This is a genomic window from Arsenicicoccus cauae, assembly GCF_043162025.1.
Taxonomy (GTDB): domain Bacteria; phylum Actinomycetota; class Actinomycetes; order Actinomycetales; family Dermatophilaceae; genus Arsenicicoccus; species Arsenicicoccus cauae.
The window spans coordinates 1,285,931-1,306,619 of the sequence record NZ_CP171001.1; the positions used below are offsets into that span (position 1 = coordinate 1,285,931).

Sequence of the window (20,689 nt, forward strand, 5' to 3'; positions counted from 1 at the left end):
GGCTTAAGCGGCTTCTGCCGCCGCGTTGAACCCGCGCTCGAAGGCTACCGGGCTGATGTTGCCGAGCGCGCTGTGGCGTCGACGGCGGTTGTACACGGTCTCGATCCATTCGGTGACGCTGCGGATCGCCGCGGCCCGGGTGGCGAATTCGTAGCGGTTGTAGTGCTCGGTCTTGAGCGTTGACCAAAAGCTCTCCTGCTGGGCGTTGTCCCAACAGACTCCCGTGCGCCCCACGGACAGACGCACCTTCAGGTCGCGGGCGGCACGGTCCAGCTGGTCCGAGGTGTACTGGCAGCCGCGGTCGGCGTGGAAGATGACCCCGGTCGTGTCGCCCTCACGGAAGGTGGCCGCGCGACGCAAGGCGTCCTCGACGACGTCGGTGTGCAGGCTGTCGCTGAACGCGTACCCAATCACCCGGCGCGAGCAGCCGTCACGCACCGCGCACAAGTACAGCCAGCCCTCACCAGTGGCCAGGTAGGTGATGTCCGAGGTCCACACCGTGTTCAGCTCTCCTTGGTCGAAGCGGCGCTCAACCAGATCCGGAATCGAGTGCGCGGACGGGTCCACGATCGTGGTCACCGGATGCCACGAGCGGGGACTGATGCCCTCAATCCCCTTGGCGCGCATCACTTTCGCGACCGTCTTACGGGACACGACCTGACCGGCCTGACGCAACTCAGCGGTGATCCGGGGCGAGCCGTACACCCCATCAGAGTCCTCATGAGCGGTCAGGACCTTGTCGGCCAGGTCGAGCAACCGCTGCTCGCGCGGGCCCGGCCCGGCCCCCTGCCGCGCGACCCAGTCGTAATACCCCGACCGGGACACCTCGAGCAGGTGACACATGTCCTCGATCGTGGATCGAGGACCTTCGGTGCAGGCCTTCTCCGCGTGGATCACTGCGAACGCGACGTCTGGTTCGACGCGTTCTCCGCCACGAAGAAGGCCGCTGCTTTTTTCAGGAACTCCCGATCCATCCGCAGCTGAGCGTTCTCCGCGCGCAAGCGTTCCAGCTCGGCCCGCTCATTGATATCGCCCGCCGGCGGCGGCTCATCCATCCGTGCACGCTCCCTGGCGACCCACCGACCCAGCAGCTGCTCACCGATCCCGATCTCTGAGGCGACCGCCGCGATCGTGCGGCCGGAGTCGATCACCAGATGAGCGGCATCACGGCGGTACTGCGGGGTGAAACTCTTCCTCTTGGCACCCATGAAGGCATCCTCTCCCGCCCAGCTACTCAGAGCCGGGCCAGTCAGGGTGTCCGTCGAACGGGGGCAACCTCAGATCATCGGTCCGAGATGTCGACGACCCGTGGCTCGTGGCACTGCTGCGCGGAGCTCGGCGCGCGTCACGATGCCCGCGCGCCGTCTGGCGAGAGCGGTGAGGTAGCCCCGATCTACGGCAACCAGACGGTGGGCAGAGTCAGGGGAGGATGGGGGCATGAGCGAGGGAGCAGATCGCGTGCAGGTGCCCGACGCCGTGCTCGCCCCGGCGCGGGGCGTCGCGCGGGTCTGCGTCCTGACGTGACGTCGCCTGGTTCGTCATACGGTCGAGCACATAGGATTGCACGGACACCTGACCACAGGGAGGGACCCACGATGACCTCGCCCCAGCTGCCCCCGCGCCTCGAGACCGTCCGCGAGACGATTCTGCGCCGCAACCCGGGGGAGGTGGAGTTCCACCAGGCAGTGGACGAGGTGCTCGTCAGCCTGGGGCCCGTGCTGGAGCGCCGCCCCGACTACGTCGACGCCAGCATCCTGGAGCGTCTGGCCGAGCCCGAGCGGCAGATCATCTTTCGCGTGCCGTGGGTCGACGACCAGGGCCGCGTGCAGGTCAACCGGGGCTTCCGCGTCGAGTTCAACTCCGCGCTCGGGCCTTACAAGGGCGGGCTGCGCTTCCACCCCAGCGTCTACCTCGGCATCGTCAAGTTCCTCGGCTTCGAGCAGGTCTTCAAGAACTCCCTGACCGGGCTGCCCATCGGTGGCGGCAAGGGCGGCTCCGACTTCGACCCCAAGGGCAAGTCGGACGGCGAGGTCATGCGCTTCTGCCAGGCCTTCATGACCGAGCTCTACCGCCACATCGGGGAGTACACCGACGTGCCGGCGGGCGACATCGGCGTCGGCGGCCGCGAGATCGGCTACCTCTTCGGGCAGTACAAGCGCATCACCAACCGCTACGAGGCCGGCGTGCTGACCGGCAAGGGCCTGACCTGGGGTGGGGCGCAGACCCGCACGGAGGCCACCGGCTACGGCACCGTGTTCTTCGCCGAGGAGATGCTGGCGATGCGCAAGAGCGGGTTCGACGGCATGCGGGTCGTGGTCTCGGGCTCCGGCAACGTCGCGATCTACGCGGCGCAGAAGGTCGAGCAGCTCGGGGGCACGGTCGTGGCGATGAGCGACTCGGGCGGCTACGTCGTCGACGAGGACGGCATCGACATCGACGTCATGAAGGACCTGAAGGAGGTCCGCCGCGAGCGGATCAGCGCGTATGCCGAGAACCGGTCGTCGGCTCGCCACGTCGCCGACGGTTCCATCTGGGACGTCCCGTGCGACGTGGCCCTGCCCTGCGCGACGCAGAACGAGCTGCCGGTCGCCGGCGCCCGGGCCCTGATCAGGAACGGCTGCCGGGTCGTGGCGGAGGGCGCCAACATGCCCACCACCCCCGACGCGACCGACGCCCTGCAGCAGGCCGGGGTGCTCTTCGCACCCGGCAAGGCGTCCAACTGCGGCGGCGTCGCCGTGTCCGCGCTCGAGATGCAGCAGAACGCCTCACGCGACTCGTGGACCTTCGAGCACACCGAGGAGCGGCTGCGGGAGATCATGTCGGGCGTCTTCGGCACCTGCGCGATGACGGCCGAGGAGTATGGCGTGCCCGGCGACTTCGTCAAGGGCGCAAACATCGCGGGCTTCGTCAAGGTGGCCGACGCCATGCTCTCGCTCGGCGTCATCTGACGAAGGGGGCGTCCCTTCCTGGGCTTTCCTACGGGCCCACCGACCTGCCCGTCGTCGCCACCCGGCCGGTCGCCCCCTCCTGCCGGTCGCGGGGGTGGACAACGTGCTGGCGGCTCTGGTCCAGCTGCTCGTCGACGTCGAGTGGGCCCTCGGCGCCGTGGCCGGCCGCCGCGAGGTGTGGTGCCTCCAGGCCCGGTCCATCACCACCCTCCCGCAGCCCTGCCAGGTCGGGGACCAGCCGGTACGGTAGGCGCCGTGACCTCCCGCAGCACCGCCCGCCCCGCCGGCTCTCCCTCCTCCACGTCATCGTCCCGCCGCTGGTGGCAGGCCTCCCCGCCCGCCAACCTCGCCGCCGTCGCGCCCGAGGTGGCCCGCCGCACCCCCACCAAGGTCGTGGCGCGCCGGCGTCGGGGCAAGGACTGGCACCCCGTCACCGCCACTCAGCTCGCCTCCGAGATCGCGCAGCTGGCCAAGGGTTTCGTCGCGGCCGGGGTGCAGCCGGGAGACCGCGTCGCGCTGATGAGCCGCACCCGCTACGAGTGGATGCTCGTCGACCTGGCGCTGTGGACCGCGGGCGCGATCCCGGTCGCGGTCTACGACTCCTCGTCGGCCTCGCAGCTGGAGTGGATCCTCGAGGACTCCGGCGCGGTCGGCGTCGTCGTCGAGGGGCGCGACGGGGTCGCGATGGTCGAGCAGATCGCGTCCCGGCTGCCGGTCCTCGTCCACCGCTGGAGCATCGACGACATCCGCGACCGCGACGACGCCGATGACATCGACGGCGCGACCAGCCTGGACGTCCTCGTCACCCGGGCCGGCGAGGTCGACGACGCCGAGCTCGACCGGCGCCGCGAGGCACTGACCCGCGACGACCTGGCCACCCTGATCTACACCTCCGGCACCACGGGGCGACCCAAGGGCTGCGAGCTGACGCACGACAACCTCCTGCGGGAGGCCGAGCTGGCCGTGGGGCAGCTGCCCGAGCTGTTCGACCCGGAGGACGCCTGCTGCCTGTTCTTCCTGCCCATGGCGCACGTCCTGGGACGACTCATGGAGGTCGCCTTCCTGCTCGACGGCACCACCGTCGGCCACAGCGACCCCGGCCGCGTGACGCTCGACCTGGCGACGCTCCGCCCGACCTTCACGGTGGCGGTGCCGCGCATCTTCGAACGCATCTACGACGGCGCGCAGCGCAAGGCCGCCAAGGACGGCAAGGGCCGCATCTTCGACGCCGCGACCACCACCGCCATCCGGTGGAGCAAGGCCCGCCAGGGCGGCCGGGTGGGGCCGCTCCTGGCGGCGCAGCACGCGGTCTTCGACCGGCTCGTCTATGCCAGGATCCGCGAGCTCTTCGGCGGCCAGGTGCGCTATGTCGTGAGCGGGGGGGCGCCCCTGGGGGAGCGGCTCGGCCACTACTTCCACGGCATCGGCATCACGGTCCTCGAGGGCTACGGCCTCACCGAGACGACGGGGGCGGCCACCGTCAACACCGCGGCGCAGATGCGCATCGGGTCGGTAGGGCGGCCGCTGCCGACGTATGACGCCCGGGTCGACGCCAAGGGTGAGCTGCTGGTCCGGGGCCGCCACGTCTTCCGCGGCTACTGGGGCAACCCCGAGGCCACCGCGGAGGTCCTCGACGAGGACGGGTGGTTCCGCACCGGCGACCTGGCGCGCATCGACGCCGACGGCTACGTCCACATCACCGGCCGGGCCAAGGAGATCATCGTCACCGACTCGGGCAAGAACGTCTCGCCCGCCCCGCTCGAGGACGTGATCCGCGCGCACCGCCTCGTGTCCCAGGCCGTCGTCGTCGGCGACGCACGTCCGGCGATCGGGGCGCTGATCACCCTGGACGAGGAGGCGGTGGGCGAGTGGCTCGCCGAGCAGGGCCGCCCGGCGACCCCCGTGACCGAGCTGGTGGACGACGCCGCCCTGCGGGCCGAGCTGCAGCGCGCGGTGGACGACGCGAACGCGACGGTGTCGCACGCCGAGCGGATCGCCCGGTTCACGATCCTCCCGGCCGAGCTGACCGAGGAGGGAGGGCACCTCACCCCCACCATGAAGCTCCGTCGCGGCGCGGTGACCTCGCAGTTCGCCGACGAGATCGACGGGCTCTACCGCCGCGGCTGACCGTCCACAGGCCGACACGCACGGCCATGTCGTATGCCGCAGGGTGATCGCCGCCCACCGTCTGGCGCTGCCAACCTGAGAGATGTCTGCACATTTCGCGCCGACGCCTACCCTACCCTCACGTAAGGGTAGGGTTGACGTCATCGCCGAGCTCGCCGACCTTCGCCAAGGAGCCACAGCCGTGACCCGGTCCAACGCCTTCCGGCCCCCGTGGGACGCGCCTCAGCCCGAGCCCGCCCAGCCCACCTCTTGCGATGCCCGCGTCCCTGCCGAGCGCCGCTGGGTCGAGTGGCTCGCCCGGCGCCACCCGATCGTCGACATCCTGCGCGAGGACCGCCAGCGCAACGACGGCATCTCGTCGCCGGGATTCCAGGCCGTCGCGTCGCAGCGTCTGGCCCGCTGGGCAGCCTCCGGTGAGGCCCCGCGATGGGCGCGGGGACCTGTGGGTCGCGCCGCTCGTGCGGGGCAGTGGGTTGCCCGGTCCGTCTACGGCATCGAGATCCCGGCCGAGGTGAGCCTGGGCCGTCGCATCCGGGTCGCTCACCAGGGCGGCATCGTCGTGCACCGCGACGCGGTGATCGGTGACGACGTCACGCTGCGGCAGAACGTCACGATCGGCCTGCACCGCGACGACGTCGACGACCAGGCGCACAACGTGCCGACCATCGGCGAGGGCGTCTCTCTGGGCGCTGGTGCCGTGGTCGTCGGGCCCGTCGCGGTGGGTGCCGGTGCCCGGGTGGGCGCCAACGCCGTGGTCACCGAGGACGTGCCCGCCGGGGGCAAGGCCGTGCTCCCCAAGGGTGTCGTGAGCGGGCCCGACCGGCTCGCGGCGACGCCGCGCGCCTCCTGATCCCGGGCCCTCGCGCGGGACCGATCAGACCCTCGCGCGGGCGGTGGCCTGTCCCAGCCGTTGCCCCAGGTGCTTGGCCGCCGACAACCGCTGCTCGATCTCGGCCATCGCTGTCGTGACGTCCGAGCGGCACTCGTCGACGGTCGCCACGTCGTGGACCGTGCCTTCGCCGTTCTCCAGCGCCAGGCAGGCGTCGACGATCGGACGGATCCGCTCGAGAGGCAGCCCGATGATCTTGAGGTCCATCACGAGCCGCAGCCGCTCGACGGCCTCGGCGCCATAGATGCGGAAGCCGCCGTTGGTGCGGCCGCGGGGCGTCACGAGCCCCAGGTCCTCGTAGTGCCGGATGGACCGCAGGCTCAGCCCCGTCAGGTCGGCGACGTCCCCGATGTGCAGAGGGCGGTCGGGGACGGGCCCGGACACGGGCGAGGTCAGCATCGAGGACTCCGGGGGCCTGGTGGGCAGGGTGGCTGGCTAGGCATCCTAGCCCGGTCAGGCCCAGACCCCCGACGATCCCCGGCGATGGCTGTCGACCAGGTGGGTGTCGATGATGCCGAGGGCCTCCATCAGGGCGTGCATCGTCGTCGGCCCCACGAATCGGAACCCGCGCGCCTTCAGCGCCCGCGACAGCGCCACCGACTCCGGGGACGTGGTCGGGATCTCGGCGAGGGTCCTCGGCGCGGGGGTCGCGGCGGGGCGGTGGGACCAGACGAGCTCGGGCAGCCCGCCCTCGCGGCGCAGGGCCACGGTCGCGCGGGCGTTGGTGATGGTCGCCTCGATCTTGCGGCGGTTGCGGACGATGCCGGCGTCGCCCATCAGCCGCTCGACGTCGCGCTCGCCGTAGGCCGCGACGACGTCGGGGTCGAAGTCCGCGAAGGCGGCGCGGAAGGCCGGTCGCTTGCGCAGGATCGTCGCCCAGGACAGGCCGGACTGCAAGGCCTCCAGGCTCAGCCGCTCGTAGACCCCGCGCTCGTCGCGGACCGGCATCCCCCACTCGGTGTCGTAGTAGTCGCGCAGGAGAGGGTCGGTCGCCGCCCACGGTGGGCGCGCCAGGCCGTCCTCGCCGATCACGATCTCGCTCAACGACTCTCCTCAGGTGCCGGTATGCCGATCCGCCGGCGTGACCGCGGCGGACTCCATTGCCAGCAGCCACCGCTTGGCCGCGGCTCCACCACGATAGGCGCCGGTCGTGCCGTCGCTGCGGACGACGCGGTGGCAGGGCACGAGGATGGGGACGGGGTTGGTGGCGCAGGCCGTCCCGACGGCCCGCACCGCGCGCGGGTTGCCGCAGGAGGTGGCGACGGCGGCGTAGGACTCCGTCCTCCCGTAAGGGATCTCGCGCAGGTGGTCCAGGACCTGTCGCCGAAATCCCTGGGCCAGCACCAGGTCCGTGGCCACGCGGATCTCGTCCCGGCGTCCGGCGAAGAACTCGTCGAGCTCGCGCGCAACGTCGTCGAGGGTGGATCCCGCGGGCAGGACACGGGGCGACAGGCGGCGGGCCAGGTCGGCGACGACCTCGTCGAACCCCTCGTGGGAGAACGCGACCCGGACCACCCCTCGGGGGGTGGCAGCCACGAGCAGGGGCCCGAGAGGTGAGTCCACGCTCCGGTGCCGCAGGTCGAGCTCGCCTGCGGCGAGGGCGCGTTCGGCGAGGCGGGCGCGCAGCGCAGCCAGGTGCGACGGGTCGACGTGGTCGAGGGCGGCGAGGTCAGTCATGCGGGTCCTCCTCGGCGAGCAGGGGATACGTGCGGCGGAGCGCAGCGATGCCGTCGGCGCAGGCCCGGCGCGCGGCGGCCGGTGTGCTGCCGAGGATCGCCGCGACCTCGGCGTGCGGCAGCCCGGCCAGGTGGTGGTAGGCGACGGCCTGCCGCTGTCGGTCGGTGAGCCCGGCCAGCGCGCGCCACAGGTCGGGGTCGTGGTCGTGCGGGTCGCCCTGGCGTGCAGGACGGTCTGGGAGGTGATCGGTCGGTGTGCTGCGAGCGTCCTTGCGCACCAGGTCGATGGCCTTGCGGTGCGCGATCGTGACCAGCCACGCCTCGACATTGGCGTCCGCGTCCAGCCGTGGCCAGGCGCGCAAGGCCGCGAGGAAGGTCTCGGACCAGGCGTCCTCGGCATCGACGGGCCCCACCACGGCGCGGCACACCCGCAGGACGGTGGCCCCGTGCGCGGTGACCACGTCCTCGAAGGGCTCGGTGCGCGGCATACGAGATCCGTTGCTGCTCAAAAGAGGCGACCGGTCACGTCGGCCGCCGGCTCCTCGTGCGCGAGGAGCCAGCGCTTGCGTTCCAGGCCCCCTGCGTAGCCGGTCAGGGAGCCGTCGGACCCGATGACGCGGTGGCAGGGGACGACGACGGAGATCGGGTTGGCGCCGTTGGCGTTGCCGACCGCCTGGGCCGCGCCCGGCTGGCCGAGGGCCCGCGCGAGCTGTCCGTAGGACCGCGTCTCGCCATACGGGATCTCGCGCAGCTGGGCCCACACGCGGTGCTGGAAGGCATCGCCTGGCGGCGCCAGCGGCAGGTCGAAGGTCGTGCGCCGGCCCGCGAAGTACTCGCCCAGCTGGGCGCTCACGCGCGCCAGCAGCGGGTCGTCGTCGACGCGAGCACCGTGGTCGGTGACGGCAGGCCGGCGTCCGTGCGCCTCGAAGTAGACCGCGATCAGCGCGTCCCCGTCGGCGACCGCGGTCAGCGGCCCGACGGGGCTGTCGATGATCGTGTGGCGACGCATCCTGCTCCTCGGGACTCGTGTGTCGCGCGGCTTCGTGCCCCGCCTCACACCGTAGACGCCGCAGCCTGCCGATGTGTGAGGTCCGGGTGCTAGACCGGCGCCAGGGGGTGTTGGGGCGGGTCGGGGAGGACGACCTCGATCGCCCGGCCGGTGCGCACGTCACCACCCCGCTCGATCACCGCCATCACTCCAGCCTGGCACAGGCCTACCGATAGGTCTGGGCGATGCCGTGCCAGGCCAGCTCGGCGAGCTGGTGCGTGAGCTCGGCCCGTGTCATCCGGGCGGCGGGGTCGGCGGCGAGCCAGTCGTCGGCGCACGCCTGCACCGAGCCGACGAGGGCCACAGCCCACACGTGGGCGATCGCCGGGGTGGTCGTGTCGTCGAGCAGACCGGCGATGGTGGCCGCCACCTGGCTGGTGATGCCGGGCACCGGGTCGTCGTCCAGGGGGCCCTCGACCAGCGGACGTCGTATGACGAAGCGGTACAGCTCGGGGTCGCGCTCCACCAGGCGCAGGTAGGCGTCGATGACGGACTCCAGCACCTCGCGCGGCGAGGCGTCGGCGTCGAGTGACGAGCGAACCCGGCCCACGATCTGCCCCTCTACCCGTTGCGCCACCGCTCGGTACAGGCCCGTCCGATCGTCGAAGTGCCGGTAGATCACGGTCTTGCTGGTCCCCGCCTGGGCCGCGACGTCGTCGAGACCGACCCCGGCGCCGTGCCTGCGGATGGCGCGGACGGTGTGGTCCACGAGCTCGACCCGACGCTGGCGACGGTGCTCGTCCCAGCGCGAGGCGCGCCCGTCGACTCGTCCGTCGGCGCGCCCGGCGTCGTCGTCCGAGGCGGGAGTGGCGCTCGTCATACGCCAGAAGTTATCAGGTGATCAAGGTATCGGATACTCAGGGTATCGGTTAGATTGGCGGGAGCGTCCGACCCGTCTCGCACAGGAGCACCCATGACGACCACCCGTCGCGTCGCCGTCCTCGGCGGCAATCGCATCCCCTTCGCCCGGTCCAACGGCGCCTACGCCAAGGCCTCCAACCAGGACATGCTCACCGCCGCGCTCGACGGGCTGGTCGCCCGCTACGGCCTCGCGGGGCAGCGGCTCGGCGAGGTCGCCGCCGGGGCCGTGATCAAGCACTCGCGCGACTTCAACCTCACCCGCGAGTCCGTGCTCGGCACCCGGCTGTCCGCGCAGACCCCGGCCTATGACCTGCAGCAGGCGTGCGGCACCGGCCTCGAGGCCGCGATCCTCGTCAGCAACAAGATCGCCCTCGGCCAGATCGACGTCGGCATCGCCGGTGGCGTCGACACCACCTCGGACGCCCCGATCGTCATCAGCGAGGGCCTGCGCCGCACCCTGCTCACGGCGATGCGAGCCAAGACCCCCCTGGCCCGCGCCAAGGCGGTCGCCGGCCTGCGACCCCAGCACCTCGCGCCCGTCGCCCCGCAGAACGACGAGCCACGCACCGGGCTCTCGATGGGCGAGCACATGGCCCAGACCGCCAAGCGCTGGGGCATCACCCGCGAGGCGCAGGACGAGCTGGCCGCCGCCTCGCATCGCAACCTCGCCGCCGCCTACGACCGTGGCTTCTTCGACGACCTGATGACGCCGTTCATGGGCCTCACCAGGGACAACAACCTGCGCCCCGACTCCACGGTCGACAAGCTCGCCACGCTCAAGCCCGTCTTCGGCAAGGGTGAGGGCGCCACGATGACCGCGGGCAACTCCACCCCGCTCACCGACGGCGCCTCGACCGTGCTCCTCGCGAGCGAGGAGTGGGCGCGCGAGCACCACCTCGAGCCTCTCGCCTGGTTCGTCGACGGCGAGACGGCGGCCGTCGACTACGTCCACGGCGACGAGGGCCTGCTGATGGCGCCGGCGTATGCCGTGCCCCGCCTGCTCGCGCGGAACGGCCTGAGCCTGCAGGACTTCGACTTCTACGAGATCCACGAGGCCTTCGCCTCGACGGTGCTGTCGACCCTCGCGGCGTGGGAGGACGAGGACTTCTGCCGCGAGCGGCTCGGCCTGGACGCCCCGCTCGGCTCGATCGACCGCGCCAAGCTCAACGTCAACGGCTCGTCCCTCGCGGCGGGCCACCCCTTCGCGGCCACCGGTGGCCGCATCCTCGCCAGCCTGGCCAAGATGCTGCACGAGCGGGGCTCGGGCCGCGGCCTGATCTCCATCTGCGCGGCCGGTGGCCAGGGCGTCGTCGCGATCGTGGAGGCCTGAGGTGACCGACCAGTACTCCGACTTCGTCAACACCCCCTTCGGCAAGAATGTCGCCCAGCGGCTGGGGCTGCCCGCCCCGGTGCGCCTGCGGCGCTACGAGCCGGGCCAGATCCTCTGCGAGTCACCGGTGCTCGTGGCCGGGACGGGCTCGTATGCCGCGAGCGTGCGCTCCCTGCTCACCAACGCCGCTGTCTCCGTGGTGGGCTCGCTCGACGAGCTGGGTGAGGGCCGCCTCGGTGGCATCGTGCTCGACCTGTCGGACGCGCGTCGGCCCTCCGACCTCGCGGCGCTGCCCGAGCTGGGGGCGCCGGCCGTCAAGCGGCTCGCCCGCAACGCGCGCGTCGTCGTCCTCGGCACCGACCCCACCCAGCTCACGGACCCCGTGCAGGTGGCGACCCAGCGCGCGCTCGACGGGTTCACCCGATCCCTGGGCAAGGAGCTCCGAGCGGGCGCGACGGCCAACCTCGTCCTCGGGCCGGTCCGCGAGGGCGGCACCCGCGAGGGCGTCTCGCAGCAGGCCGAGGCCAACGTCGGCGAGGCCGTGCGCTTCTTCCTCTCGGGCCGGTCGGCCTTCGTCGACGGCCAGCCGGTCCGGGTGAGCGACGCTGCGGCGCAGGCCAACCCGTCGGTCGACCGCCCCCTCGACGGCCGGGTCGCCGTCGTGACGGGCGCCGCTCGCGGGATCGGTGCGGCCATCGCCCGCACCCTGCACCGCGACGGCGCCACGGTCGTGTGCGTCGACGTGCCCGCGGCCGGCGAGGCCCTGGCGCGCGTGGCCAACGAGGTGGGCGGCACCGCGCTCCAGCTCGACGTCACCGCCGAGGACGCCGGCCGACGCATCCTCGACCACGCCCGCACGCGTCACGGCGGCCTCGACATCGTGGTGCACAACGCCGGCATCACCCGCGACAAGCTCTTCGTCAACATGGACGAGTCCCGTTGGGACAGCGTCATGGCCGTCAACCTCGCCTCGATCGTGCAGATGAACGAGACCCTCCTCGGCCCCGACGGTCTCGGCGAGGGCGGCCGCCTGGTGTGCCTGTCCAGCCAGTCGGGCTTCGCGGGCAACCGCGGCCAGACCAACTACTCGGCCACCAAGGCCGCGATCATCGGGCTCGTGGGCGCCCTCGCCCCGCAGCTCGCGGAGCGCGGCATCACCATCAACGGCGTCGCCCCCGGCCTGATCGAGACCGAGATGACCGGCAAGATGCCGTTCGCCACGCGTGAGGCGGCCCGGCGACTGTCCTCCCTGCAGCAGGGCGGTCTGCCGGTCGACGTCGCCGACACGATCGCCTGGCTCGTCCAGCCGGCCTCGGCGGGGGTCAACGGCCAGGTCATCCGGGTGTGCGGGCAGAACATGATCGGGGCGTGAGCGCAGGATGACGACCGACCAGCCCGCGCTCCCCAGCCGGGAGCTCGGCGAGATCCGCGAGATCCGCGAGTCCCCGTCACTGGTGGGCTCGCTTGTGCGCGGCGCCCTTACCGCCAAGGGCCGGGGCGGTGACCTGACCACCCGGCGCCTGCTGCGCCGCGGCGTGCAGGTCGACCGGGGTCACCTCGCGGACTACCAGCGCCTCGTCGGGGCGCCGGGAGGCGACGTCCTGCCGCACGCCTACCCGCACCTGCTGGGCTTCCCGCTCGCGGCCAAGATCATGTCCGACCGGGACTTCCCGCTACCCATGCCCGGTCTCGTGCACGTCGAGAACGCCACGACCGTGCACCGCACCCTGACCGCCGGTGAGGACTACGACGTCACCGTGTGGGCCGAGGCGCTGCGCCCTCACCCCAAGGGGCGACTCATCGACCTGGTCACGCTCCTGCAGGTCGACGGCGAGGCGGTGTGGGAGGAGACCAGCACCTATCTGCAGCGGGGTCGCGGCGACGACGGCGCCCCGCGCGGCGCGGACGCGCCCGGCATACCGGCGGGTGAGCCGTGCGCCCGGTGGCGGCTGGCCGACGACCTGGGCCGCCGCTATGCCTCCGTCTCGGGGGACGTCAACCCGATCCACCTGCACCCGCTGACCGCGCGGGCCATGGGGTTCCCGCGGGCCATCGCCCACGGCATGTGGACCGGCGCACGGACCCTCGCCGCACTGGGCCCCGCGAGCGCCGGCCCGAGCCGGTCGCACGTGTGGTTCCGCAAGCCCGTGCTGCTGCCCACCACCGTCGACCTCGTGGTGGACCGCTCCGGCGACGTCCAGGTCGCCGCGATGCGCTCGAGCAAGAGGCCCGAGACCGTCCACCTGGTCGCCACCCTCGAGGCCTGACCGGCGTCGCCCGGGGCCCCGCCCGGGCGCGTCAACGACCGCTGATGCGGGAGTACGGGATCCGCTTGATGTCCAGCACCTCGCCGACCGTGCCCCACTCGTCCCGGCCGAGCCGGGCGAGCGGCTTGAGGTCGCGGATCCGGGCGTGCGGGCCGTCGGGGCGGCTGAGGTCGAGGACGTCCTCGTCGACGGCGACGTGCTGCACCGCGCCGATCACCACTGTCGAGTCGCCGAGGGTGAGGGCGGCGTGCAGACGGCACTCGATGGCCACCGGGCTGGCGGCCAGCCGGGGCACGGCGACGGTGACGCTGGGCTCCCGCTCGAGCTGGAGCGCGTCGAGCTCGCTCACCTGTGGCGGGTAGTCCGTGCCCGACGCGTTGCCCACCTCGACGTGCCGCTCCCCGAGCAGGTGCACGACGAACTCTCCTGTCTCCCGGACGTTTCGCAGGGTGTCCTTGACCCCCACCGAGGTGAACTGGACCATTGGCGGGTCCACGCACGCCACGGTGTAGAACGAGTGCGGTGCGAGGTTGTCCACCCCCGCGGCGGACCGTGAGGTGACCCAGGCGATGGGCCGCGGGACGATCACCGACGTCAGCAGGCGATAGAGGGCCGGGTTGTCCGGGGCGTTCTCTCCGTGGACCGGGAAGTCGTGACGCATGCCGCCACCCTAGCTAGAGTCCCCGCCATGGAGACCCTCGACCACGACGGCGGACCGGTCGTCACCTCGACGCCCGAGCTCGTCCGTCGGCTGGCGGAGGCCATCGACGGCCCCACACGCCGCAAGGCGCGCGCCTTCGAGATCGTGCTCGTCGGGCTGACTGTCGTCGCGGCGGTGGTCGTGGCGTTGTCTGGCGGATCGATCTCGTGGTGGCTGGCCCTCGCGCCCGCCATCCTGGCGCTGGTCCTCGTGGGGGCCGACGTCGGTCGGCGCCGACGGGTCACCTCGGCCCTCGGTCGCCAGGAGCGCTTCGCCCTGCGGTATGACGCCCCCGCCCGCCTCGTGCGCTTCCCGCTCTCGGGGACGGAGCACCCGCTCGACCGTTTCCGTCGGGCGCGGGTCACCGACGACGGCGTGCTCGTCCTGGAGCGCCGCGACAACACCCGCACCCCGCTGCCCGTCGACGCGATCCCCGCCGACCAGCGCGACTCGCTCCTCGCCGACCTCGACGGCTGACGCCGCGCCGTCCCGAGCCGCGGGGTGTGATATTTCTGCTGGGGGACGCGGGGTGTGCGCGTGTGGGGTCGCTGGGTGTGACTTTTCTGCTGGGGGAGCGCGGGGTGTGCGCGTGTGGGGTCGCTGGGTGTGACATTTCTGCTGGGGGAGCGCGGGATGTGCGCGCGGGTCGGGTCAGGCGTCGCCGAGGTGCTTGAGGGCCTCGCGGACCGACAGGGGCGACAGGCGGGTGCGCCGGGTCGCGACATACGTCCGCACCCAGGTGGGGTCGACGCGGGCGTGCTGGCGCAACGCCCAACCGATCGCCTTGCGGATGAAGAACTCGCGGTCGCCGAGGTTGGCGTCCAGGCAGTCCTGCAGGAGCGCGACGTCGGTGCGGCTCTTGCTGTCGAGCTGGCCGATGATCGAGGCTCGGCGCAGCCACAAGTCGTCCGACCTCGACCAGTCGCGCAGCTGCGACGCGAATCCCGGCTCCGCGCGCAGGATCTCGCCGACGACCGGCGTGGTCGCGTCGACGACGTCCCACCACGCGCCGGTCGTGATCAGGTGCTCGAGCAGAGGTGCCAGCGCCGTGTCCCGCCAGTCGCGGTGGGCCCGGTGCCGGAGCAGCTCGATCGCGGTGTAGCGCTCCTCGCGGTGGGTCGCCTCGTCCCACAGCCGGCGGATGGTGGCCTCCCACTCCTCGCGGGTGGCCAGGCGGTGCGCCGCGAGGATCGGGCGGGTCACGAGCCGTCGCTGCGGTGTCGTCAGCCCGTGGAACGGCATGGCCGACCGCATGTAGCGCTGCTGCCCGGCGGCCCGCTCCGGGTCGGCGTGCGCGGCCAGGGCCGCCCGGACCTGCGCGACCAGGGTGTCGGCGTCGCTCACGCCGTCAGCGTAGCGATGCGTGACCGACCGCGGGTGCCGCGGCTCAGTGCGGGCCGCCGGGCCGCCACTGGTCGGGGTCGGGCACGCCCGCCGAGATGATCGAGCCGTCCGTGCGCAGGTCCCCGATCACCGGGTGCGAACCCTGCAGGCTGGCGCGGCGCTCGCCCTGCCCGTCGAGCGGGACGGTGACGGGTGAGCCGGCGGTCACGGCATACGAGACCCCACGGACCGACAGGTCGACCCGGGTGCCCTCCTCGACCTCGAAGGCGATCGACTCCTGCCGCACGGTGACGCGGATCCTGGTGCCGCGCAACCGGATCGGGAAGGTCAGCTGGGGCCAGGCGTCGGGCATGCGGGGGTCGAAGGACAGGGTGCCGTGGTAGTCGCGCATCCCCGCGAAGCCGTGGACCAGGGCGTTCCAGACGCCGCCCGCGGAGGCGATGTGCACGCCGTCGGAGGTGTTGCGGTGCAGGTCGGCGAGGTCGACGAAGAGCCCGGAGTAGAAGTACTTGAGCGCCATGTCGGCGTAGCCCACCTCGGCGGCGATGATCGACTGGACCACGGCCGACAGGGTGGAGTCGCCCGTCGTGATCGGGTCGTAGTAGTCGAAGTCGCGGCGCTTCTCCTCGAGGGAGAAGCGGTCGCCCTGCAGGAACAGCGCGAGCACCACGTCGGCCTGCTTGAGCACCTGGAAGCGGTAGATCACGAGCGGGTGGTAGTGCAGCAGCAGCGGTCGTTTCGTGGGGTCGGTGCGGGACAGGTCCCAGACCTCGCGGTCGATGAAGTGGTCGTCCTGCGGGTGGATGCCCAGCTCTTCGTCGTAGGGGATCTCCATGTGCTCGGCGCACGCGTCCCACTCGACGACCTCCTCGTCCTCGAGCCGCAGGCGTCGCACGAGCCGGGCGTAGCCGGAGGGGTCGGTCTCCCGCAGCTCGCGGACCGCGCGGGCGGCGCGCTCGAGGTTGTCGCGGGCCATGACATTGGTGAACAGGTTGTTGTTGACGACGGTGGTGTACTCGTCCGGGCCGGTGACCCCGTGGATCTGGAAGGTCCGGTCGCCGTTCTCGCGCCAGAAGCCCAGGTCGGCCCACATGCGCGCGGTCTCGACCAGCACGTCGATGCCGTCGCGGGCCATGAAGCCCACGTCGCCCGTGACGTCGTGGAACTTGCTGAACGCGAAGGCCACGTCGGCGTCGATGTGGTACTGCGCGGTGCCCGCGGCGTAGTAGGCCGAGGCCTCCTCGCCGTTGATCGTGCGCCAGGGAAAGAGGGCGCCGCGCTGCGACAGGTCGCGGGCGCGCTCACGGGCCTTCGGCAGCATCTGCACCCGGGCCCGCAGGGCATTGCGGGCCACCTCGGGGGAGGTGTAGGTGAGGAACGGGACGACGTAGACCTCGGTGTCCCAGAAGTAGTGCCCCTCGTAGCCGGAGCCGGTGACGCCCTTGGCCGCGATGCCCAGCTGGTCCGCGCGCGCCGACGCCTGGGCGAGCTGGAACAGGCTCCAGCGGATCGCCTGCTGCAGCGCGGGGTGGCCCTCGAGCTCGACGTCGGTGTTGGCCCAGTAGCGGTCCATCCACTCCCGTTGCTGCTCGACGTAGAAGTCGACGCCGTGCTCGCGGACGCGGTCCAGGGTGCGCCGGCACCGGTCGACGAGCTCGCGCACGGGGACGCCGCGCGACGTGTGATAGCTGACGGCCTTGGTGATCGTGACGGTCTGGCCCTGCTTGGCGTCGATGCGATAGATCTTGCGGCCGCGGTCCTGGTCGCTGTCGATGAGCTCCTCGTATGCCGCCTCTGTCTCGATGGTGTGGTCAGCGCCGACGGCGAGGGTCATGCCGGACTGCGCGGTGCGGTAGCCGAGGATCATGCGGCGGTCGCTGTGCCAGTGCGACTGCGGCTCGAGCACCCGCTGGCTGAAGGCCGCAGCCTTGCGGGGGTCGTGGCCCTCGCCCATGGCGGCCGCGCGCACGTGGTACTCGTCCTTGCCGTCCTGCCGGTTGATGATCTGGCTGGACACGACGATCGGGGCGTCGCCCTCGAGCAGGGTCACCTCGAGGGTCATCAGGGCGAGGTGACGCTCGGTGAAGCTCACCATCCGGGTCGAGCAGATCCGCACCCGCTTGCCGGACGCGGTCCGCACCTCGACGTCGCGGGTCTGCCTGCCGGACCGGAAGTCCAGGGCGCGCTCGTAGTGCACGAGGTCGGCGACGGACAGCAGGAGCGGCTCGTCGTCGATGTAGAGCTTCATCAGCTTGGAGTCGGGGACGTTGACGATGGTCTGCCCGACCTTGGCGAAGCCGAAGGCCTGCTCGGCGTGCCGGATGTCCCAGGTCTCGTGGAAGCCGTTGATGAAGGTGCCGTGCGTGTGCGCCTCGCGCCCCTCGGGCGGGTTGCCGCGCATGCCGAGGTAGCCGTTGCCCACGGCGAACAGCGTCTCGGTGGTGCCGAGGTCGTCGCCGGAGTACTCGGTCTCGACGAATCGCCACGGCTCGACGGGGAAGCGGGTGCGGTCCAGCGGGTCGGCCGTCAGGTGCAGCGGCGTCACGGCACCAGCTCCGCGAGGTCCGAGACCACGACGTCGGCCCCGGACGCGGTGAGGCGGTCCACGCCGGCGCCACGGTCGACGCCCACGACCAGCCCGAAGCCGCCCGCACGCCCCGCCGCGACGCCGGACTCGGCGTCCTCGAGGACGACCGCGCGCTCGCGGGGCACGCCGAGGCGCTCCGCGGCGTCGAGGAAGGTGTCGGGGGCGGGCTTGCCGGCGAGGCGGTCCTGCCGCGCGACGACGCCGTCCACGATCACGGGGAAGCGGTCGACCAGCCCGGCCGAGGTCAGCACGGGGCGGGCGTTCTGGGAGGAGGAGACGACCGCGACCTTGGTGCCGATGGCGGCGAGGTGGTCGAGCAGCTGCACCGAGCCGGCATACGGCTCGACGCCGTCGCGCTCGAGGACGGTGCGGAAGGCGTCGTTCTTGCCGTTGCCGAGGCCGCAGACGGTCTCGGTGCCGGGCGCGTCGGTGGGCTCGCCCTCGGGGAGCATGATGCCGCGCGAGGCGAGGAAGGTCCGCACGCCGTCGTAGCGAGGCTTGCCATCGACGTAGGCGAAGTAGTCCTCGTCGGTGTAGGGCTCGGCGATCCCGCGCGAGGTGAGGTAGGCGTTGAACATCTCGCTCCACGCCCGCATGTGCACGATCGCCGTCGGGGTGATCACGCCGTCGAGGTCGAAGAGCGCAGCGTCGTATCGGGTCCAGTCCACACCACGAGGGTACCGACGTTCCCGCCGCTCTTGAACGATCCAGCCGCGATTGCCCCGCACGAGCGCCGGGGGTCGCCCAGCGTGACGAGGGGTGGGCCGGGCAGAGTGGTCCCATGACGACGACCGAGCGCACTCCCGCGCAGTCCGTGGCAGGGATCGAGATGGGCGGCACCAAGGTGGTGTGCGCCATCGGTTCGGGCCCGCAGGACCTCCGCGAGCGGACGGTGATCCCCACGACGAGCCAGGACGAGACGCTCGGCGCCGTGAGCGACTGGCTGCAGGCGCGGCTCGACGAGGGGGAGGACCTGGCCGCGCTCGGGGTCGCGTCGTTCGGGCCGGTGTGCCTGGACGAGGCCGACCCGGCCTACGGCCGGATCACGACCACCCCCAAGCCGGGCTGGCGTGACACCGACGTGGTGGGTCGCCTGCGGGAGAGGTTCGGGCTGCCGGTGGGGTGGGACACCGACGTCAACGGCGCTGCGCTCGCCGAGCAGCGCTGGGGTGCGGGGCAGGGGGTCGGGTCGGTCGTCTACCTCACCGTCGGCACCGGGATCGGCGGCGGCGCGGTCCTCGACGGCCGACCGGTGCACGGCCTGCTCCACCCTGAGATGGGGCACGTCCTCGTCGAGCGTCACTCGGACGACGCCTACGACGGCCGCTGCCCCTACCACGGGCGGTGCGCGGAGGGTATGGCGAGCGGCCCGGCCTTCGCGGACCGCTACGGGACGCGCCTGGAGCTGCTGGACCCCGCCCGCCAGGCCGAGGCGGCGCGGCTCGCGGGCTACTACATCGGTCAGGTGACCGCGGCGCTGGTGCTGATCCTCTCGCCGCAGCGCATCGTCGTCGGCGGCGGCGTGCCGCACCTGCCGGGAGCGCTGGAGGCGACGCGCGCCGCCATGGTGGGCAGGCTCGGCGGCTACATCAGCCGGCACGAGATCACCGGCGGTGCAGGCGATTACGTCGTCGCACCGGGTCTGGGCGACGACGCCGGCGTCCTCGGCGCCATCGCCCTCGGGCTCGACGTCAGCGGCTGACGAACGGATCCACGATGGTCACGCCGCGGAGCGTCGACCCGGTGGCGAGGTCCTCCGTCCACAGCTCCGTGCAGCCCGCCTCGGCTGCCGCCTCGACCACCATGGCATCCCAGATGTTCAGCTGATGGTCCCTGGCGGTCGTCGCTGCCCGGACCACCAGGTCGGCGTCTGTGGTCACGCAGGGGAGCTGTGCCAGCCGTGCCACGACGACCTGCGCGTCGTCGAGACCGACCGGTGGACGGAACTTCCGGGTCAGCACCGAGTGGAGCTCCAAGAGGACCTGGGTGCTGACGGTGAACCGGTGACCTGGTCGCTGCAGGAGTCGGCCTGCCGCGATCTGCTTGGAGGGTTCGCCATCGTCGTAGAGGTAGGCGAGGACGTTGGTGTCGAGGAAGATCTCAGGCACGGTGCAGCTCGTCCCTGCTCCACGACCGAGGGCCGTTGTCGGCCCCCGCTCCGGACGCGCGGACCACGCTCAGGGTGTCGGTGAAGATCTCCGCCTGGGGCACGTCCCCGGCATACCTGCGCAACATCTCGGCGAGATAGCCGTTGACCGACTCGCCCCGCTCCAGGGCTCGTATGCGGGCGCGCCGCAGGGTCTCACCGTCCACGGTCACGGTAAGGTTCGCCATTTCATCAGTGTAACGCTGCATCAGTGCTGCACGGGTTTACGGCGTCACCCAGGATGACGTGGCACGATCTGCGTCGCTGTCGTCAACCGTGCCGAGGAGTCTCGTGAGCCCCCGCCTGCTGTACCGCCGTCTCGCCCGGGCCGAGGTGGTCACCTGGACCCTGCTGATCGCCGGCATGGTCCTCAAGTACGTCACGCGCACCACCGAGCTCGGGGTGCGGGTCGGTGGGCTGGTGCACGGTGTGGTCTTCCTCGCCTACGCGCTCGTGACGGTCGTGGTGGCGATCGACCGGCGCTGGTCTCTCGGCACGACCCTGGCCGGACTGGCGTCGGCCGTGGTGCCCTACGCCACCGTGCCGTTCGAGTCGTATGCCGAACGGCGCGGCCTGCTCGCCGACCGCTGGCGCCTGGCGGCCGGCGGCGACGCCCCGCGGACGCTGCCGCAGCGGCTCGTCGCCATGGGTCTGGCCCGCCCCCTCCTGGCCGTCCTCGTCGCGGCGCTCGTCGTCGCCGTCGTCACGGCCGTGCTGCTCTGGCTGGGACCGCCGGTCCCGCAGCGCTGACGGGTGACGGGCGCCG

At 72.0% G+C, this 20,689-nt stretch carries 24 protein-coding genes; 10 read left to right on the forward strand and 14 right to left on the reverse strand.

The annotated features are described in order from the left end of the window. Window positions 1-3: 3 nt before the first annotated feature. Window positions 4-1,208 (reverse strand): IS3 family transposase gene (locus tag ACF3NS_RS05955; protein ID WP_392467658.1). Its coding sequence is split into 2 segments (ribosomal slippage): window positions 4-956 and window positions 956-1,208, totalling 1,206 coding nucleotides; the frame shifts between segments, so codons are not numbered across the junction. Between the two features lie 211 nt (window positions 1,209-1,419). After that, complete coding sequence (locus ACF3NS_RS05960) at window positions 1,420-1,542, reverse strand: hypothetical protein (protein WP_283809796.1); 123 nt, start codon at window positions 1,540-1,542, stop codon at window positions 1,420-1,422. Window positions 1,543-1,595: 53 nt separating this feature from the next. On the opposite strand from ACF3NS_RS05960, the gene gdhA reads away from it, so the two are divergent. The 4 genes from gdhA (at window position 1,596) to ACF3NS_RS05980 (ending at window position 5,925) form a co-directional block, all read left to right on the forward strand. Beyond that, window positions 1,596-2,948, forward strand: coding sequence for an NADP-specific glutamate dehydrogenase (gene gdhA, locus ACF3NS_RS05965; protein ID WP_154593796.1), 1,353 nt, complete (start codon window positions 1,596-1,598; stop codon window positions 2,946-2,948). A gap of 94 nt (window positions 2,949-3,042) precedes the next feature. Further along, window positions 3,043-3,198, forward strand: a complete 156-nt coding sequence (locus tag ACF3NS_RS05970) for a hypothetical protein (RefSeq protein WP_195849215.1) — start codon at window positions 3,043-3,045, stop codon at window positions 3,196-3,198. A gap of 5 nt (window positions 3,199-3,203) precedes the next feature. After that, complete coding sequence (locus tag ACF3NS_RS05975; RefSeq protein WP_195849214.1) at window positions 3,204-5,075, forward strand: long-chain fatty acid--CoA ligase; 1,872 nt, start codon at window positions 3,204-3,206, stop codon at window positions 5,073-5,075. A gap of 181 nt (window positions 5,076-5,256) precedes the next feature. After that, window positions 5,257-5,925, forward strand: coding sequence for a serine O-acetyltransferase (locus ACF3NS_RS05980; RefSeq protein WP_288797489.1), 669 nt, complete (start codon window positions 5,257-5,259; stop codon window positions 5,923-5,925). A gap of 24 nt (window positions 5,926-5,949) precedes the next feature. Here ACF3NS_RS05980 and ACF3NS_RS05985 read toward each other — a convergent pair whose 3' ends face one another. From ACF3NS_RS05985 to ACF3NS_RS06010, 6 genes are all read right to left on the reverse strand, one after another. After that, complete coding sequence (locus ACF3NS_RS05985) at window positions 5,950-6,363, reverse strand: MerR family transcriptional regulator (protein ID WP_154593793.1); 414 nt, start codon at window positions 6,361-6,363, stop codon at window positions 5,950-5,952. A 54-nt stretch (window positions 6,364-6,417) separates the two neighbouring features. Then, the gene (locus ACF3NS_RS05990; protein WP_392468518.1) at window positions 6,418-7,008 is read right to left on the reverse strand and encodes a DNA-3-methyladenine glycosylase I; all 591 of its coding nucleotides are present in this window, start codon (window positions 7,006-7,008) and stop codon (window positions 6,418-6,420) included. Window positions 7,009-7,017: 9 nt separating this feature from the next. Beyond that, window positions 7,018-7,641, reverse strand: coding sequence for a methylated-DNA--[protein]-cysteine S-methyltransferase (locus tag ACF3NS_RS05995; RefSeq protein WP_154593791.1), 624 nt, complete (start codon window positions 7,639-7,641; stop codon window positions 7,018-7,020). Continuing rightward, window positions 7,634-8,128: an RNA polymerase sigma factor gene (locus ACF3NS_RS06000; RefSeq protein WP_392468521.1), complete on the reverse strand. Its 495-nt coding sequence runs from the start codon at window positions 8,126-8,128 to the stop codon at window positions 7,634-7,636. Before ACF3NS_RS06000 ends, ACF3NS_RS05995 begins: the two co-directional genes overlap by 8 nt. A gap of 17 nt (window positions 8,129-8,145) precedes the next feature. Beyond that, complete coding sequence (locus ACF3NS_RS06005; RefSeq protein ID WP_392468524.1) at window positions 8,146-8,649, reverse strand: methylated-DNA--[protein]-cysteine S-methyltransferase; 504 nt, start codon at window positions 8,647-8,649, stop codon at window positions 8,146-8,148. 205 nt (window positions 8,650-8,854) lie between these two features. Beyond that, entirely contained in the window at window positions 8,855-9,508 is a 654-nt protein-coding gene (locus tag ACF3NS_RS06010) for a TetR/AcrR family transcriptional regulator (RefSeq protein ID WP_154593788.1), read from the reverse strand. Window positions 9,509-9,601: 93 nt separating this feature from the next. Here ACF3NS_RS06010 and ACF3NS_RS06015 point away from each other — a divergent pair, with 93 nt between their 5' ends. Genes ACF3NS_RS06015 through ACF3NS_RS06025 form a run of 3 tightly spaced genes read left to right on the forward strand, consistent with a single transcriptional unit; the run spans window position 9,602 to window position 13,146 of the window. Further along, a complete protein-coding gene (locus ACF3NS_RS06015) occupies window positions 9,602-10,879 on the forward strand; it encodes an acetyl-CoA C-acetyltransferase (protein WP_288797491.1) in 1,278 nt (425 codons plus the stop codon). A 1-nt stretch (window position 10,880) separates the two neighbouring features. Further along, window positions 10,881-12,251: a 3-oxoacyl-ACP reductase gene (locus ACF3NS_RS06020; RefSeq protein WP_392468526.1), complete on the forward strand. Its 1,371-nt coding sequence runs from the start codon at window positions 10,881-10,883 to the stop codon at window positions 12,249-12,251. 7 nt (window positions 12,252-12,258) lie between these two features. Further along, the gene (locus ACF3NS_RS06025) at window positions 12,259-13,146 is read left to right on the forward strand and encodes a MaoC family dehydratase (protein ID WP_392468529.1); all 888 of its coding nucleotides are present in this window, start codon (window positions 12,259-12,261) and stop codon (window positions 13,144-13,146) included. 31 nt (window positions 13,147-13,177) lie between these two features. On the opposite strand, the gene ACF3NS_RS06030 is transcribed toward ACF3NS_RS06025, so the two are convergent. Next, on the reverse strand, window positions 13,178-13,807 hold the full coding sequence (locus tag ACF3NS_RS06030; protein WP_392468531.1) for a flavin reductase family protein: 630 nt from the start codon (window positions 13,805-13,807) through the stop codon (window positions 13,178-13,180). Between the two features lie 27 nt (window positions 13,808-13,834). On the opposite strand from ACF3NS_RS06030, the gene ACF3NS_RS06035 reads away from it, so the two are divergent. Continuing rightward, entirely contained in the window at window positions 13,835-14,323 is a 489-nt protein-coding gene (locus ACF3NS_RS06035) for a hypothetical protein (RefSeq protein WP_154593784.1), read from the forward strand. Between the two features lie 174 nt (window positions 14,324-14,497). Here the strand turns inward: ACF3NS_RS06035 and ACF3NS_RS06040 are convergent, their stop codons facing one another. The 3 genes from ACF3NS_RS06040 to ACF3NS_RS06050 are packed head-to-tail and all read right to left on the reverse strand — an operon-like array spanning window position 14,498 to window position 18,445. Then, window positions 14,498-15,190 carry a DNA alkylation repair protein gene (locus ACF3NS_RS06040; protein WP_392468534.1) on the reverse strand — a complete coding sequence of 231 codons (693 nt, stop codon included), beginning with the start codon at window positions 15,188-15,190 and terminating at the stop codon, window positions 14,498-14,500. Between the two features lie 43 nt (window positions 15,191-15,233). Further along, window positions 15,234-17,735 (reverse strand): glycoside hydrolase family 65 protein, encoded by a 2,502-nt coding sequence (locus tag ACF3NS_RS06045; protein ID WP_392468537.1) that lies wholly within the window; start codon window positions 17,733-17,735, stop codon window positions 15,234-15,236. Beyond that, window positions 17,732-18,445: an HAD family hydrolase gene (locus tag ACF3NS_RS06050; RefSeq protein ID WP_392468539.1), complete on the reverse strand. Its 714-nt coding sequence runs from the start codon at window positions 18,443-18,445 to the stop codon at window positions 17,732-17,734. Before ACF3NS_RS06050 ends, ACF3NS_RS06045 begins: the two co-directional genes overlap by 4 nt. 113 nt (window positions 18,446-18,558) lie before the next feature. Here ACF3NS_RS06050 and ACF3NS_RS06055 point away from each other — a divergent pair, with 113 nt between their 5' ends. Next, a complete protein-coding gene (locus ACF3NS_RS06055; protein ID WP_392468541.1) occupies window positions 18,559-19,479 on the forward strand; it encodes an ROK family protein in 921 nt (306 codons plus the stop codon). On the opposite strand, the gene ACF3NS_RS06060 is transcribed toward ACF3NS_RS06055, so the two are convergent. Together ACF3NS_RS06060 and ACF3NS_RS06065 are read right to left on the reverse strand one after the other, a co-directional pair. Further along, window positions 19,469-19,885, reverse strand: coding sequence for a PIN domain-containing protein (locus ACF3NS_RS06060; RefSeq protein ID WP_392468543.1), 417 nt, complete (start codon window positions 19,883-19,885; stop codon window positions 19,469-19,471). The genes ACF3NS_RS06055 and ACF3NS_RS06060 overlap by 11 nt on opposite strands. Beyond that, on the reverse strand, window positions 19,878-20,111 hold the full coding sequence (locus tag ACF3NS_RS06065) for a hypothetical protein (RefSeq protein WP_154593780.1): 234 nt from the start codon (window positions 20,109-20,111) through the stop codon (window positions 19,878-19,880). Before ACF3NS_RS06065 ends, ACF3NS_RS06060 begins: the two co-directional genes overlap by 8 nt. A gap of 103 nt (window positions 20,112-20,214) precedes the next feature. Here ACF3NS_RS06065 and ACF3NS_RS06070 point away from each other — a divergent pair, with 103 nt between their 5' ends. After that, entirely contained in the window at window positions 20,215-20,673 is a 459-nt protein-coding gene (locus tag ACF3NS_RS06070) for a DUF3817 domain-containing protein (protein WP_392468545.1), read from the forward strand. Window positions 20,674-20,689 lie beyond the last annotated feature (16 nt).

Excerpts from the sequence above, each read along its gene's own strand:
- ACF3NS_RS05960 (WP_283809796.1), bottom strand. The coding sequence starts at position 1,542 with ATGACGAACCAGGCGACGTCACGTCAGGACGCAGACCCGCGCGACGCC.
- gdhA (WP_154593796.1), top strand. The coding sequence starts at position 1,596 with ATGACCTCGCCCCAGCTGCCCCCGCGCCTCGAGACCGTCCGCGAGACG.
- ACF3NS_RS05985 (WP_154593793.1), bottom strand. The coding sequence starts at position 6,363 with ATGCTGACCTCGCCCGTGTCCGGGCCCGTCCCCGACCGCCCTCTGCAC.
- ACF3NS_RS05995 (WP_154593791.1), bottom strand. The coding sequence starts at position 7,641 with ATGACTGACCTCGCCGCCCTCGACCACGTCGACCCGTCGCACCTGGCT.
- ACF3NS_RS06000 (WP_392468521.1), bottom strand. The coding sequence starts at position 8,128 with ATGCCGCGCACCGAGCCCTTCGAGGACGTGGTCACCGCGCACGGGGCC.
- ACF3NS_RS06005 (WP_392468524.1), bottom strand. The coding sequence starts at position 8,649 with ATGCGTCGCCACACGATCATCGACAGCCCCGTCGGGCCGCTGACCGCG.
- ACF3NS_RS06010 (WP_154593788.1), bottom strand. The coding sequence starts at position 9,508 with ATGACGAGCGCCACTCCCGCCTCGGACGACGACGCCGGGCGCGCCGAC.
- ACF3NS_RS06015 (WP_288797491.1), top strand. The coding sequence starts at position 9,602 with ATGACGACCACCCGTCGCGTCGCCGTCCTCGGCGGCAATCGCATCCCC.
- ACF3NS_RS06025 (WP_392468529.1), top strand. The coding sequence starts at position 12,259 with ATGACGACCGACCAGCCCGCGCTCCCCAGCCGGGAGCTCGGCGAGATC.
- ACF3NS_RS06030 (WP_392468531.1), bottom strand. The coding sequence starts at position 13,807 with ATGCGTCACGACTTCCCGGTCCACGGAGAGAACGCCCCGGACAACCCG.
- ACF3NS_RS06035 (WP_154593784.1), top strand. The coding sequence starts at position 13,835 with ATGGAGACCCTCGACCACGACGGCGGACCGGTCGTCACCTCGACGCCC.
- ACF3NS_RS06055 (WP_392468541.1), top strand. The coding sequence starts at position 18,559 with ATGACGACGACCGAGCGCACTCCCGCGCAGTCCGTGGCAGGGATCGAG.
- ACF3NS_RS06065 (WP_154593780.1), bottom strand. The coding sequence starts at position 20,111 with ATGGCGAACCTTACCGTGACCGTGGACGGTGAGACCCTGCGGCGCGCC.